Origin of the sequence: Psychrobacter sp. P2G3 (assembly GCF_001593285.1) — a bacterium.
Classification (GTDB): domain Bacteria; phylum Pseudomonadota; class Gammaproteobacteria; order Pseudomonadales; family Moraxellaceae; genus Psychrobacter.
In genome coordinates, this window is sequence record NZ_CP012529.1 from 2,574,262 (window position 1) to 2,589,742 (window position 15,481).

The window sequence follows — 15,481 nt, forward strand, 5'->3', positions numbered from 1 at the left end:
ACTAAAGTAGTAGACGCTAAGTTGCTTAAGGTTGTTTAATGATAAGTTTTTTAATAACAGGGTTTTTAATAACGGATTTCTAACTTCTAGCTATGCAACCAAGGAAAAGATTGCACCGTCACAGTATTACCCGCTGCTACATTGCCGCTGTCTTTTTCTAACACGATAAAGCAGTTAGCACGGCTAAGCTGTTTGATTCTATGCGACTGCTGATTTGAGAAACATTCAACTTGGTAATTACCCGCCTCACCTTGCGTTAGTACCCCGCGCTGAAAGTCAACACGTCCGACTGATTTTGTAATGTCATTCATTAGTGTGGCTTTAACGTTCAGTTGCATGGGTTGCTCTGACAAGCTAGCGCCTGACATTTGCCACAATGCTGGAATCACAAATTGCAACGCTCCTACTACCGTGGATAACGGATTACCGGGTAGGCCAAAGTATAAAACAGGTTTATCAACGTTTTTTGTTAGTTCGCCAAACACGAAAGGTTTGCCGGGCTTCATCGCTACTTTATAATGGTTAATTTGCCCAAGCTGCTCAATCACTGTGGTCAAAAAATCATAATCACCCACCGATACGCCAGCAGTAGAAATTAACACATCACACTTTTTCATGGCTTTATGAATGACTTTAGTAGTCTGAGCCATATCATCAGGGACAATGCCATAGTCGTTAATAACGATAGGTAAAGAGTCTAATAGACTTTTCAGGGTCGGCGTATTGGAGTTGTATATTTGCGCTAAATTTTTTAGCTTATCACCAAGTGCGACAAGCTCGTCACCAGTCGCCAGCAGTCCGACAGTGAGTGGTTTAAACACTTTTACTGTGCTAATGCCTAAATTGGCAAGTAAGCTGATATCGGCAGGATTAATGCGTTTGCACTGTTGTAAGACCAGCTCATTCTGCTGTATCTCCTCCCCTTGCTTGCGGATATTGGCATCTACGTCTGCCGCTTTTGATAAAATAATATCGTAAGGCTGGGTTTTATCAATGTTATCTTTGATATAAGCAAAATTGGTGTTTTCTTGCATGATGACGGTATCGCAACTATCCGGTACGACTGCGCCGGTAAAGATACGAACGCCTTGGCCCTTTTTGAGCTTACCTGTGTAAGGAGCGCCTGCTTGCGACTCGCCAATGATCTCAATGATCATGCCTTTTGGAAGATCACTATTATGGGCAATAGCGTAGCCATCCATCGCCGATAGATTCTGTCTCGGCACAGCAAATGATGAAATAATATATTCAGCCAATATCTGATTACGGCTGTCTAACAGAGCGCAGCTACTCACTGACCTTTTAGATAGCGGCCAGTCGTTTTGATTGTAGTTATTGACTCGCTGCTTTATCGCTGACTGCAACTCTTCGATAGTAATCATAAGCGTACACTCTTTTTATTAACCGTAAGCATTCGCATCTCAAAAGAGACACTTAAAAGTAGTTAATTAGCCTCGAAAGACGTTTTCTTGCTCAAGCGTCATCTCAATCCCTTCTATGTCTGCTTCATCTGCTAAGGTAAACAGATAGTCGCACAGTGACTGATGAAAGGCTCGCTGGCTCAACTTATTGTGTATAGCAGGGCTTACTTGCTCATAAGTCATTTGTATGCCTGGTTGCTTATCCATTACGTCGACGATATGAAAACCATATCTGCTTTCGATAGGACTAGGTGCCAGTCCTGCATCTAATTTGAATAACGTGCTTTCAAATTCTGGTACAGTTTGGCCTTTACTGATGATACCTAACTCACCGTCCTGCTCTTTTGAAGGGCAAGCAGAATATTGCCGAGCTAATTGAATAAACTCAGCATTAGGATTTGAGTTATTTTTAATTTGTTCAATAAATTCGTAAGCGCTCTTTTTGAGCTTTAGTCTCTCATCACCATCTTCTGGCAAACACGCCAATAAGATATGACGAACGGACATAATCGGGTCGGTCATAAAATCTTGCATATTTTGCTGATAGTAACGCTCGCAGGTCTCCATATCAGGTATCGTCGCTTGGACGTTTTTATCTATCAACTCAGAGATTGCTTGTTCTTCATCTTTTGTCCATGCCGGCTCACCTAGGCTAGGTTCATTCAACACGGCAAGCTTTAATAATTCACGCACTACCAAAGCTTGGGTCGCTAAGAATACAGCGTCTTCTTTGTCTTCTGCTGGATGATACTGTAGCTCTTGCGCGATAGCGGTTCTATCAATCATCACACCGTTGACCAGCACCGACGGTAGCTCGTCGCGGCTAGAGGCAATCAGATTTTTGTGGTTGCTACGCTCTTCTGACATAGCTCTTTCAATGAACTCTTGATCAGAATGGGGCTTTTGAAGATCAGTCAAGGTTGGCATCATACGAACGATATCATCGCCATTACTCATAGGAATATTATTAGCGACATTTGAAGTATTAGCAGCATGATTGTCACTGTTAACTTTACTATTAACGTTGCTGTTAGCATCACTATTAACATTATTATTAACATAGTCGGCTGGGTTATAGGTACTGACATTCATGGCTGGTACTCCACTAATAATTCATATAATAGAAAATAATATAAAAAACAACATAGGCAATTTAAAAATATTATTCAGACTTTGATTTAAAATAAATATATCCCACTCTGAACTCAGTATGGACTATCGTAGGCTGTGGCTTTAGCCCAGCATTTTACTTTTGCAAAACTCTAATCTGGGCTAAAGCCACAGCCTACGCCAACATAGTTAAATAGTTGAGAGTGGGATAAAAATGTATAAAATAAAGCAGCACTTAAAATCTTAATTATCACGCAACCTAGCTTTTTAATAAGCCCTCTAAGTGCCGCTCTATTTTTATGATTAAGACAGCTCTAAGCTCATTTTAGGACCGAACGGCTCGTAATGAACATTATCTACCCCATGATCGAGCTTCATCAGCCCATCAATCATACTTTCCATAAATGGCATTGAACCGCACACATAAATATCTGCTGGCTCTGGCAACGTAGCAAGCCACGCTTCATCAAGTATTTGTCCAGAGTCAAAATAGAAAATATGTTTTTCAACGTTTGCCGCTGATTCTAAAAGTTTATTGACCTCAGTATCAAAGGCGTGGTGCTCTTGGTTCTGGCAAGCATATACCCAAATGATAGGTCTCTCTGGGTTCGCCGTCACTTGCGCCTCTAACATCGATAAGATAGGTGTAACTCCGACACCAGCACTCATCAGTACTAATGGAATATCGTTTTGCTGCACTAGATCTTGGTTGAGCTCAAAGTCGCCAGCAGGTGCAGATAATAAAATAGTATCGCCAACCTCTACTTCATCATGTAAATGGTTAGAAACCAAACCATAATGGCCGTCACGATTGTCCCGTCTGACGGCAAAATGAATACCTTTATCGGTATTAGTTGAATATAAAGAATAATGACGCAGGGCTACATGATCACTATCTTCAGGATCGGTTTTTACCGTAATATATTGACCGGCAGTTAGGTTAAGCTTACTCAGGTCAATATCTTGGCTGTTTTCTGAATTGTCATTAACTGGAACGACAGTAAAGGCTGAGATATCGATGGCTGCGGCTACCTTTTCAACAACTTTAAAAGAAGCAAAACCTTCCCACATCTCTTGTTCATACATGTTTTTTTCTAGCTGAATAAAGACGCCAGCAATCTCATCATAAGCTTCAGTCCAAGCGTCGATGATGTCATCATTAGCCGCCTCTCCTAGCACTTCTTTTATCGCCCCAAGTAGATGCTTACCCACGATAGGATAATGCTCTGGCAGGATTTGTAAGGCGCGATGCTTATGACTGATTTGTGTCACTTGCGGTAGCAAGATTGCTAAGTTTTCAAGATGTTTGGCAGCGGCTAAAACCGTGGTCGCCAGTGCAGTCTGTTGCCGACCCAGCTTTTGATTGGTCTCGTTAAAAATGTCTAACAGTTCAGGATGCTCTTTGAACATGTTCTGATAGAACAGGGTGGTAATCGCGGTGCCATGCTCTTCGAGTACAGGTACGGTTGCTTTTACGATTTCTAATGTCTTTGGTGAAGCCATTATATTTTCCTTAGTGAGTATTGGTTGAGTGTTATTTGGTATACATTATAAGATTCATTTAAAATGAATCTTATAATAACTTATCATAACATCAATGCTGTATCACTGTTGTGACTTTTTCTCTTACGACTGTTTCTGCTATCACTGCGACTCTTACCACTATTACTATTGTGAGTTTTTCTGCCTAACGATTTGATAGCGGCGACCGAAATACCAGACTGGTGCGCTAATAATATGGATCAATCGAGTGAACGGGAAAATCATAATCAGGGTAATACCTAGCGCCATGTGCAGCTGGTAAATCAGATCGGCTTGCTCAATACGTGCGGCGGCTTGGATAGGTCTTAAGACGGTAATGTCTTGTGCCCAACCAGCAAAGTTCATCATCGTATAACCATCTAAGTGTTGCACAGAAGTAAAGATGGTTATCAAGCCTAAATTAAGCTGAACGAATAAGAGTACGAGTACCAGCTTGTCTGAGAATGATGAAGTGTTGGAAATACGATCATCAGTGAAGCGTCGCCACATGAGCATCGCCAGACCAATCCAGCAAAATACACCGGCAATACCGCCCACTACCACGGCTGCAATCTGTTTATTACCGGCACTGATAAAGGTCTCATAAATAAAATGCGGGGTTAGCAATCCAAATAGATGACCAAGTAGCACGACAATGATACCGACATGGAAAAAGTTGCTTGCTAAGCGCATGTTTTTGGTTCTGAGCATCTGAGTAGAGCCAGTCTTCCATGAATACTGCGATAAATCAAAACGCACCCAAGTACCAACGATAGCGACGGCCAAAGCAATATAAGGATAAACACCAAAAAGGAATATCTGTAGCCAATTTAGGCCGGCTAGAGCCTCTAAATTAGGACCTGCAATATCCATGTCTTATCTCCTTACGATTAATTGACCGATGATTTTTGGTTCTGGCTTTGTTGGAAGTCCACCCAGTGCACAGGAGCATCAACCACTTTGGCGGCCGCAGATTTTCTAACCCCTGCTTTTGCAGCAAGGCTCTGGGTACTTGTCTGCGAGGGACAGCGCTCTTCTTGCTGTGCATCCAAAAAGGTGACAACTTCTTCTTCCCATTCTTTATCTAGCGCTTCAAAACTGTCGTCGCGCTGCTCTTTACTGATTTTTTCTTGATACTCATCAACCATATCGAGCGGCTTGCCAGCAATCTGTAATAGCGCATTGAAGCAGCCTTTATATAAGCTTCCACGGTCTTCGAGTCTGGCAGCAAGCAAAGCAATAATGTGACTGACATCAGCGATATCCATACGAATCTGAATATCATCTTCAATAACCGCTGCTTGGTAAGCCAAGAATTCCAAATATAAAGGCAAGAAATCTGGCAATTCCTTGACGCTAATCTCAAAGCCCGCTTCTTGGTATTGATTCATCAAATCGACCATCGCTTGCCCGCGATCACGAGACTCCCCATGCACATGCTCAAACAGCCAAAGCGATAAGGAACGACCACGCTCAAAGAGTCCGTCATAACGCGCTTGCGCCTCAAGAGATCCCGTCTCAATTAAGTCTTCAATCAAATTAATAATCTGGATACGCACATCCGGACTAATGAGTGTGGATTTCGCCACTATCTCTGCACAATCTGCGAGCGTATCGCCTAAGAACAGCTCATTACTGGGATAATCTATAAGTAGGCTCAATACTTTTAATAGCTTGAGATCTGAATTGCCAATACTAGGCGGCACAATTGGCTCATTCACTGAATTGGCATTATAAACTTGAGAAGTTTGCATCTTACGACTCCCACTTTTGTACAGTGTCGATGAAATCACGGCGATTGGCTTTACGTTGACCAAACATACTGTTGTCAGAATGTCCTGAGCAGCCTTCACCGAAGGTGAAACCGCAGCCATTACGCTCAGCAAAAGCATCACTTAATGCTTCTTCACGATGGGCAGTTGGAATGACAAAACGATCTTCATAGTTAGCAATAGCAAGATAGCGGTACATCTCTTCAACTTGCAGTTTAGTAAGACCCACGTCATCCAAGATACTTTGTACTTCTTGCTTTTCAACCAGCTGCATACGCTTGTAGCTACGCATGGCCAGCAGACGTTTTAACGCTAAACGTACTGGCTCTTCATCGCCTGCTGTCAGCAGGTTAGCAAGATAACGTAGCGGAATACGCAAACTATCGACATCTGGAATAAGACCATCCATACCGACTTTGCCAGCTTCGGCAGCATTCTGAATCGGTGATAATGGCGGCACATACCACACCATCGGTAAGGTACGATATTCAGGATGTAGCGGTAAGGCGAGTTTCCAATCTACCGCCAGCTTATACACAGGTGAGCGCTGCGCAGAATCAATCACCGACTGCGGCACGCCATCTTTTAATGCCTGAGCAATCACCACAGGATCATTAGGGTCTAAAAATAAATCCAGCTGAGCTTGATAGATATCCTGCTCATTTGGTGTGCTAGCTGCTTCAGCAATTTTGTCAGCATCATATAAAAGCACGCCTAGATAGCGGATGCGACCGACACAAGTCTCTGAGCATACGGTCGGCATACCGGCTTCGATACGCGGATAACAAAAGATGCATTTTTCAGATTTGCCGGACTTCCAGTTGTAGTAAATCTTTTTATAAGGACAGCCTGAGATACACATCCGCCAGCCGCGACATTTTTCTTGGTCAATCAGCACGATGCCGTCTTCTTCACGCTTATAAATCGCGCCACTAGGACAGGCAGCCACACAAGTCGGATTCAGGCAATGCTCACAAAGACGCGGTAGATACATCATGAAAGTATTTTCATATTCGCCATAAATATCCGCTTGGATATTATCGAAGTTCTTATCCTTACGACGTTTTTCAAACTCCGTACCTAGGATTTCTTCCCAGTTGGGACCCCATTCTATCTTTTGCATGCGCTTGCCTGTGATGGCTGAACGCGGGCGGGCGATAGGCTGGTGGTTACTGATAGGTGCGGTATGCAGATGCTGATAATCAAAATCGAATGGCTCGTAATAATCATCAATCTCTGGCAAGTCAGGGTTAGCAAATATATTGGCGAGTACTCTGAATTTACCGCCGATGCGTGGGTTTATGCTGCCGTTGGCATTACGTATCCAACCGCCTTTCCATTTGGTTTGATTCTCCCACTCTTTGGGGTAACCGATGCCGGGCTTAGTTTCAACGTTATTGAACCACGCATATTCCATCCCTTCACGGCTGGTCCAGACGTTTTTGCAGGTGACTGAGCAAGTGTGACAACCGATACATTTATCAAGGTTAAGCACCATGCCTACTTGTGAACGAATTTTCATGGGGTGTGCTCCAATCATTTATATAAGAAGTATTTATATAATAAGTATTAGTAGAAAAAAGTGCCTTTACCCATCAATGCTGGTTGGCAGTGGACGAGGTAATGCGTTATCTGGCTTGTCTTCTAACCAGTCGATTTTTGACATCTTGCGGATAACGACAAACTCATCACGATTACAACCCACAGTGCCATAGTAGTTAAAGCCATAAGATTGCTGAGCATAGCTACCAATCATATGAGTCGGCTTTAAGATAGTACGAGTCACCGAGTTATGAATACCGCCGCGTGTGCCCGTTTGCTCAGAGCCTGGAATGTTGACCAGTTTTTCTTGTGCGTGGTACATCATGGTCATGCCTTCTTTGACCCGTTGGCTGACGATGGCACGAGCGGTGATTGCACCGTTGGCATTAAACAGCTCAATCCAGTCGTTATCGACGATATCGGCTTTTTGTGCATCAACTTCTGACATCCAGACACAAGGCCCACCACGGCTTAGTGTCAGCATGAGCAAGTTTTCAGAATAAGTGCTATGGATGCCCCACTTTTGATGCGGCGTTAAGAAATTCAGCACAATCTCTTTATTACCATTCGGCTTAGCGTCTTTGAGCATCTCAGTGGTCTTGGTATCGATAGGTGGACGATACTGCTGCATTTGCTCACCAAATGCCTGCATCCAAGGATGATCTTGATAAAACTGCTGACGCCCAGTGATCGTACGCCAAGGGATAAGCTCATGAACGTTGGTATAGCCCGCGTTATAGCTCACCTCATCAGACTCAATACCGGACCATGTTGGGCTGGAGATGATTTTGCGCGGTTGTGCGACGATATCTTTAAAGCGAATTTTTACATGCTCACTCGATTTGGCCAGATGGGTATGTTCGCGACCAGTGAACTCAGATAATGCTGCCCAGCCTTTGACTGCCACATGACCATTGGTCTCGGGAGCTAACATCAAGATAGTTTCAGAGGCATGAATAGCAGTGCTAATATTAGGACGACCTTCAGAGATGCCGGGTTCAGTGACTCGGTAATTAAGATCACCCAATTGCTTGACCTCAGTTTTCATATCCCAATTCAGTCCTTTTGAGCCGTTGCCTAGTTTTTCTAAGGCAGGGCCAAGCGAGGTGAATTTTGCGTAAGTACTAGGATAGTCACGTTCAATGACTTTAATCATTGGGCAGTTTTTACCGGGTACTGGCTTTTCACCTGCGGTTTTCCAGTCCGTACCACCAAATGGCTGCGCTAATTCGCCAGGGGTATCATGTTGCATCGGCAAAGTCACCACATCAGTCTCAACCCCTAAGTGACCTTTTGAGACTTCAGAGAAGCTCTTAGCAATCCCTTTGTAGATTTCCCAATCCGTTTTAGATTCCCAAGCAGGGTCTGTCGCTGCCGTTAATGGATGAATAAAGGGATGCATATCGGAGGTATTCATATCGTCTTTTTCGTACCATGTTGCCGTTGGTAGTACGATGTCGGAATATAAACAGGTTGAGGACATGCGGAAGTCTAGGGTGACAACCAAATCTAATTTACCAGTCGGGCCTTTTTCTACCCAATCCACTTCTTTTGGTTGTAAATGCCCGGCAGGATTCTCTTCATTGAGCAGACCGTTTTTGGTGCCCAAGAAATAATGGAGCATATACTCATGCCCTTTACCTGATGAGCCCAATAGGTTTGAGCGCCAGATAAACATATTCCGTGGAAAGTTAGCGGGATTATCAGGAGATTCACAAGCAAAGCGTAAGCTGCCATCTTCTAGAGAATCGACCACATATTCTTCAACCTCTTTGCCACTTTCTTTGGCTTTGGCAGCGATGGTTAGCGGATTACGATTCAGCTGCGGTGCTGACGGCAGCCAACCTGCCCGTTCTGCTTGAATGTTGTAGTCAAGCATATGCTCAGGGAAGAACTTCTTATCGACGAGTGGCGAGAGTATTTCATGGGCAGAGATGGTCTCATGACGCCACTGTGAGCTGTGGTTATAGAAGAAACTTGTACCATTCATATGACGCGGCGGACGATGCCAATCAAGGGCAAACGCCAGCGGTAACCAGCCGGTTTGAGGACGTAACTTTTCTTGACCAACGTAATGCGCCCAGCCGCCACCTGATTTACCAATACAGCCACAAAGCATGAGCATATTGATGACACCGCGATAGTTCATATCTAGGTGATACCAGTGGTTCATGCCAGCACCAATGATAATCATTGATTTACCATGAGTCTTATGCGCATTTTCAGCGAACTCACGCGCGACTTGGATAACGCGCTCACGGCTAAGACCAGTAATTACCTCTTGCCAAGCAGGCGTGCCCGGTACGGTGGCATCATCATAATCATCAGTGACATGCTCGCCGCCAACGCCATTATCGACACCAAGGTTGGCAACCGTTAAGTCAAATACGGTCGCGACGACAGCGGTCGTGCCGTCAGCCAGTTGTATAGTCTTACATGGGACGGTTTTTTGTTGGATGGGCTCGCCCGGTACTGAGGTGAAGTGCGGATGATCTACATGACCAAAGTAATCAAAGCCAACGACGCAGGTCTCAGCGCTATCTTTTAGCGTAAGCGTCAGGTCAATCTCTGCGCCTGTCGTACCGTTTTTACTTTCAAGATTCCATTTGCCCTTCTCGCCCCAGCGATAACCGATAGAACCAAGCGGAGACACCAATTCACCATCATGATTGAGTCCGATGGTTTTCCACTCGGGGTTGTTTTCTTGACCTAAGTTATCAACCAAATCAGAAGCTCGTAGATAACGACCAGCACGGCGCGCGCCCTCTTCACCCTCTAGCATCACAAGGACTGGCAAATCCGTATAGCGCTTGGCGTAATCCAAGAAATAATCACTAGGCTGCTTGAGGTAAAATTCTTTGATAATCACATGGCAAAAGGCTTGCGCGACTGCGGCATCAGTACCTTGCTTAGGGTTCAGCCATAAGTCCGTTAACTTAGAAACTTCCGCATAATCAGGCGTAATAGAAACCGTCTTGGTGCCTTTATAACGAACTTCCGTAAAGAAATGCGCATCCGGTGTCCGAGTTTGCGGAACGTTAGAACCCCAAGCGATGATGTAGTCAGAGTTGTACCAATCGGCTGATTCTGGCACGTCTGTTTGCTCGCCCCAAGTCATCGGAGACGCTGGTGGCAAGTCACAATACCAGTCATAAAATGACAAGCAAACACCACCAATAAGCGATAGGTAACGACTACCAGCCGCATAACTGACCATCGACATCGCAGGAATCGGTGAAAAGCCAACAATCCGATCAGGACCATAAACTTTGGCAGTATAGACGTTGCTGGCAGCAATGATTTCGTTAACTTCGCTCCACGTTGAGCGTATAAAGCCGCCAAGCCCGCGCTTGGATTTATACTGTTCTGCTTTGATAGGATCTTCTACGATACTGCCCCATGCATCGACTGGATCTGGATACTGCCCTTTGGCTTCGCGCCATAATTTTAATAGAGGCTTACGCACTTTTGGGTATTTAACCCGATTAGCAGAGTACATATACCAACTATAACTTGCCCCACGAGGACAGCCACGCGGTTCATGATTTGGTAGATCTGGGCGGGTTTCTGGATAGTCAGTTTGCTGAGTTTCCCACGTGACTAGACCGTTTTTGACATAGATTTTCCATGAACAAGAGCCAGTACAGTTGACGCCATGAGTCGAGCGGACGATTTTGTCATACTGCCAGCGGCTGCGATAAACGTTTTCCCAATCACGAGCCTCATCACGTGTCTCGCCATGTCCACCGGCGAATTCTCCCTGTTTGCGTTTAAAAAAGCGGAATTGGTCGAGTAAATGACTCATTTTGCTATCCTCTATTTTGTAGCTTATGTTTATGGTCTACGATTAGTTTGACTAATGTTCTTAGCATTGGCTGCATAGCTGAGTACGAATTGGTCTCTCTATATATGAAATCTTGATATAAAAGCTATAAATACTTTTCGATATCATCATTTTAGGGAAGCGCTAGAGGTCTTACTATTATCTAAGATAGGCAGATCACTACTCCCTTAGTGGTAGCCACTTTAAAAATACTATTGCCAAATCACCCATTCAATAAGACTAAGGGCGCTTAGCCAATACATAAATAAATAATGGGAAAATAGCCAAAGAAAACATCGAAAAATGGCCAAAAAAAATGCTACTTACAGAAGCAAGTAGCATGATGAAAAATTTTAACACTATGGCGGCTGTCTAAAACAAGTACAAAAACTATAACACGCTACTGGGGTAAATTTTCCTTGCTTGCTTGCTTGCTGTCGCTAGCAGATAGAGGCTGCGCAAAATTTACCCCTGTAGCACTGTATTTATTTTACAGTGGAACGACTATATGTTCTTATTAGAAACCTATTGCTAGCTTGGGAATTCAGCGTTTTTACGACTGTAATACCACCACGTTAAGACAATACAAACGAGGTAATAGATTATTAAAGCGATAAAAGTACCAAATACGCCCAAACCTGAACCAAACATTTTTGGCACAAAGAACGCTCCATAAGCGGCAACAGCTGAGGTAAAGCCTACGACTGCAGCTGACTCTTTGCGTATCTCTACGAAAAGCGCTTCTGTCCCAATTTTCTCTGGTTTAAGGCGCTCATGCAACGTTCTAAAAATGATAGGAATCATCGTAAAGGTAGAGCCGTTACCAATGCCAGTTGTGATAAACAACACCATAAATGAGATAAAATAGCCAACAAAGCTGCCTTCTCTACTTTCACTAGGCAAAAAGTACATCACTGCCAGTACCGCTAACACCATGACAATGTAATTCCAAAAAGTCACTTTAGCGCCACTGGTCTTATCGGATAACCAACCCCCAAATGGACGAAACAGTGCCCCTACCAATGGACCCAAAAAGGCGAATTTCAAGGCATCTATCGCGGGAAACGAGTGCTTGATAAGCATAGGAAATGCCGCTGAAAAGCCAATAAACGAGCCAAAAGTAGCCATATATAGGATGCACATGATCCAGTTATTTTTACGCTTAAAGATAATAGACTGGTCTTTAAAGGAGGCTTTAGCAGTGGCGATGTCATTCATCCCAAACCAAGCCAATACCGAAAATAACAAGATAAATGGCACCCAAATAAAACCAGCATTTTGTAGATAGAACAAGGTGCCTGTCTCAGATACCTGAGGATTCCCTCCTAGCGACCCAAATGCTGCAAACAGTATCACTAGCGGTACTGTGAACTGCATGACTGACACGCCTAAATTACCAAGGCCTGCATTGAGACCAAGCGCAGTGCCCTGTTCCGCTTTTGGATAAAAGAACGAGATATTGGACATAGATGAGGCAAAGTTACCTCCACCGAAGCCGCATAATAGTGCGATGATGGCAAATATCATAAAGGGTGTATCGGGATTTTGTACCGCAAACCCCATCCATAATGACGGAATTAATAAAGAAGCCGTCGATATAGCCGTCCAACGTCTACCGCCAAAGATCGGTACCATAAAGGAATAAAATATTCGCAGCGTCGCCCCTGACAATCCCGGCAGTGCCGCCAACCAAAACAGTTGCTCTTTATCAAAAGCAAAGCCAATCTCAGGGAGGCGAACGATAACCGCACTCCATACCATCCACACTGCAAACGCCAGCAGTAGCGACGGTATCGATATCCATAAATTACGCTTGGCGACTTTTTTGCCACCTCCTTCCCAAAACTCTTCTATTTCAGGACGCCAATCAGTAATGAGCTTACCACCTTTGAAGTTGTAATCATTGCTCATGTTATTCCTCACTTAGTATCGGCTATGCCTAGTTATAATCACTAACACTCACTTGATGCACTAACAAAAAGTGATAACTTACGGTACTGTGTTATCACGCCTATTAGTATTAGTACGTAGTGGTAGACCGATACTTGGAAGAGGTAGTATTTAGCACGCTAAATGAACTACTGCTTTAGAGGTATATTAAAGATTGACCCATTAATGATAGATTTATACTGGGGCTTGTACTCTTGAATGTTTTGCAAATATTTAAAAGTCGAAACGCTTATAAACCTATACTCCCTGAGAGGTAAAACCTTATTAATTATGAATAGTCGTCTGTTACGTCATTCTCTACCCCTACATGTTTGGGCTGCTATATTTACAATCTCTATCCTATGCTTTATATCCGCAATAGGTAGCGGCATGCTTGCGTGGATGTCTGAATCAGATGCGCAAGCCATTAATACCGCAGGCTCGATACGTATGGCAACTTATCGTATTAACTTTCAGTTAGCGACTGACTTTGCCGAAGATTATCCTTCTAATTTGAATATCGGTCTTGAGCAAAATGACGCAGCAATTAATGGCCTAGCAGCTGATCAAACAGCAAATAGGGCTCAAGAACAAAATGAGTTAAGTTATCTCGATAAAGGGAAGTCTGAAAAAGTACAGGTACTCATTGAAGACATGGAAGATAGGCTGACGACATTGCGCGAATATCAATCAACCAATGCCAATGAACATAAAGTGATAAACAATGAACTTAGAATAATTGAATCACAGTGGCTTCGCGATTTGAAACCTGCGTTGTTATTGCAAGATAAGCAGAGATTTTATGCTGTGTCATCTCAGTATATTAAGGACGTGGATAGCTTCGTCAGTGAGCTACAGTATAGAAATGAGCAACGTCAGACTTGGCAGCAGTCTCTACAAGTTGTGTCATTAGTGCTGACTATCATTATTATGTTAGTGGGTATGCAAAAGCTGCGTCAAAACGTGCTGCTACCTGTCAAACGCCTCATCCAAGCTAACAGTCAGTTTAAACAAGGCAAGCGCGATACTAGAGTCTCGATATCGGGCTATGAAGAGTTTAATAAACTTGGCAACTCTTTTAATGATATGGCGAGCACCATTGAGACTCACCAACGTTTACTTGAAAATGAAGTACAGATAAAAACCCAGCACTTAGTTAAGGCCAACCAAGTGTTATCGCTGTTTTATGATTTTTCTAAACACCTAACCACCAGTCAAGTGAGCTTACATCGGCTCGATAATTTAATCACAGACTTTGGCGACCTGTTTCCTCATTTAGACTTCACTTTATGTATTCAAAATAATGCTCTACATGATAAAGACTCTATAGCCTTACATGATGACAAAATGAAAGAGCTATGTACCAAGCTCAACTGTGACAACTGCCTGATTAAAGAAGATGCCCATACCAAGACCTACCCTATTGCTCATCAAAAAGTTGAATTTGGTGAGCTTAAAGTTCGACCTAAATCAACATTGCTGATGAATAGTGAATTGGCGCTAGACGATAAAGAACCAAGCAACCAATCCTCACAGCGTATCAAAACGATAGAGATAGACAGTACCTATCTAAATTCTGAAAATAGTGAACTGATTGTCGCGCTCACTAACCTTATTAGCACCGCTTTATCTTTACGTAAACAGCGTCAGCAAGAGCATCAGCTTATACTGTTTGAAGAGAGAACCACTATCGCAAGGGAGTTACATGATTCTTTAGCTCAGTCGCTATCATATCTAAAAATCCAAGTCAGCGTCTTAGAGAAGCGCTTAGACAATGCATCCGGCGAACCCAATGCAGCCAATATTTTGCAGAGTATTAATCAGATCAAAGCAGGCCTCAATTCAGCCTATCAATCACTGCGCGACTTATTGGTTACCTTTCGTCTCACTATAGACAGTGATAACTTTGACGATGCTTTGCATGAGACCGCCAACGAGTTTTCTTTAAAAGGTGACTTCCATGTCGTGGTAAATAATAGAGTGATGACGCTAAATTTAAATGCTAATGAACAGGTAAATTTGATTCAAATTACCAGAGAGGCATTATCAAATATCAGCAGGCATGCGCAAGCAGCCAAAGTAGAAGTTGACTTAAGTTACGATGAAGATAGATATATTGTCATGACCATTGTAGATGATGGAGTCGGAATATCAGGCACTGTAGACCAGTCTCAGCATCACGGCTTAATGATTATGAAAGAGCGTGCGCATAACTTGGGCGGCGAATTAGTGGTATCTAATAAAGAACCCCATGGAACGATCGTCACGACTAAATTTATTCCCCACTTCTTTGAAGAGTATGCAACCGAAGAGGCTCATTTATAAGCTCCTAAAAGCAGTACGTATCAAGATTATTATGAATT

Annotated in this window: 9 protein-coding genes; 1 reads left to right on the forward strand and 8 read right to left on the reverse strand. The window is 43.4% G+C overall.

The features are described from left to right. Positions 1 to 86 precede the first annotated feature (86 nt). The 8 genes from glp to AK823_RS10490 all read right to left on the reverse strand — a co-directional run bounded on the left by glp (position 87) and on the right by AK823_RS10490 (position 13,100). Positions 87 to 1,382: a gephyrin-like molybdotransferase Glp gene (glp, locus tag AK823_RS10455; RefSeq protein WP_068328992.1), complete on the reverse strand. Its 1,296-nt coding sequence runs from the start codon at positions 1,380 to 1,382 to the stop codon at positions 87 to 89. 66 nt (positions 1,383 to 1,448) lie between these two features. Beyond that, positions 1,449 to 2,513 (reverse strand): peptidylprolyl isomerase, encoded by a 1,065-nt coding sequence (locus AK823_RS10460; protein WP_082785702.1) that lies wholly within the window; start codon positions 2,511 to 2,513, stop codon positions 1,449 to 1,451. Positions 2,514 to 2,834: 321 nt separating this feature from the next. After that, positions 2,835 to 4,034 (reverse strand): globin domain-containing protein, encoded by a 1,200-nt coding sequence (locus tag AK823_RS10465; RefSeq protein ID WP_068328994.1) that lies wholly within the window; start codon positions 4,032 to 4,034, stop codon positions 2,835 to 2,837. Between the two features lie 165 nt (positions 4,035 to 4,199). Next, on the reverse strand, positions 4,200 to 4,925 hold the full coding sequence (gene narI / locus AK823_RS10470; RefSeq protein ID WP_068328997.1) for a respiratory nitrate reductase subunit gamma: 726 nt from the start codon (positions 4,923 to 4,925) through the stop codon (positions 4,200 to 4,202). A gap of 17 nt (positions 4,926 to 4,942) precedes the next feature. Further along, positions 4,943 to 5,806: a nitrate reductase molybdenum cofactor assembly chaperone gene (narJ, locus tag AK823_RS10475; RefSeq protein ID WP_082785703.1), complete on the reverse strand. Its 864-nt coding sequence runs from the start codon at positions 5,804 to 5,806 to the stop codon at positions 4,943 to 4,945. A 1-nt stretch (position 5,807) separates the two neighbouring features. After that, positions 5,808 to 7,346 (reverse strand): nitrate reductase subunit beta, encoded by a 1,539-nt coding sequence (gene narH, locus AK823_RS10480; RefSeq protein ID WP_068037235.1) that lies wholly within the window; start codon positions 7,344 to 7,346, stop codon positions 5,808 to 5,810. Between the two features lie 66 nt (positions 7,347 to 7,412). Next, positions 7,413 to 11,171 carry a nitrate reductase subunit alpha gene (locus tag AK823_RS10485; RefSeq protein ID WP_068329000.1) on the reverse strand — a complete coding sequence of 1,253 codons (3,759 nt, stop codon included), beginning with the start codon at positions 11,169 to 11,171 and terminating at the stop codon, positions 7,413 to 7,415. Positions 11,172 to 11,720: 549 nt separating this feature from the next. Beyond that, a complete protein-coding gene (locus AK823_RS10490; protein ID WP_068329003.1) occupies positions 11,721 to 13,100 on the reverse strand; it encodes a NarK family nitrate/nitrite MFS transporter in 1,380 nt (459 codons plus the stop codon). Between the two features lie 420 nt (positions 13,101 to 13,520). Between AK823_RS10490 and AK823_RS10495 the strand changes: the two genes are divergently transcribed. After that, a complete protein-coding gene (locus AK823_RS10495) occupies positions 13,521 to 15,443 on the forward strand; it encodes a histidine kinase (protein WP_228138851.1) in 1,923 nt (640 codons plus the stop codon). Positions 15,444 to 15,481 lie beyond the last annotated feature (38 nt).

Coding starts and splice junctions, on each gene's coding strand:
- narJ (WP_082785703.1), bottom strand. CDS start 5,806: ATGCAAACTTCTCAAGTTTATAATGCCAATTCAGTGAATGAGCCAATT.
- AK823_RS10465 (WP_068328994.1), bottom strand. CDS start 4,034: ATGGCTTCACCAAAGACATTAGAAATCGTAAAAGCAACCGTACCTGTA.
- AK823_RS10495 (WP_228138851.1), top strand. CDS start 13,521: ATGTCTGAATCAGATGCGCAAGCCATTAATACCGCAGGCTCGATACGT.
- narI (WP_068328997.1), bottom strand. CDS start 4,925: ATGGATATTGCAGGTCCTAATTTAGAGGCTCTAGCCGGCCTAAATTGG.
- AK823_RS10460 (WP_082785702.1), bottom strand. CDS start 2,513: ATGAATGTCAGTACCTATAACCCAGCCGACTATGTTAATAATAATGTT.
- AK823_RS10490 (WP_068329003.1), bottom strand. CDS start 13,100: ATGAGCAATGATTACAACTTCAAAGGTGGTAAGCTCATTACTGATTGG.
- glp (WP_068328992.1), bottom strand. CDS start 1,382: ATGATTACTATCGAAGAGTTGCAGTCAGCGATAAAGCAGCGAGTCAAT.
- narH (WP_068037235.1), bottom strand. CDS start 7,346: ATGAAAATTCGTTCACAAGTAGGCATGGTGCTTAACCTTGATAAATGT.
- AK823_RS10485 (WP_068329000.1), bottom strand. CDS start 11,171: ATGAGTCATTTACTCGACCAATTCCGCTTTTTTAAACGCAAACAGGGA.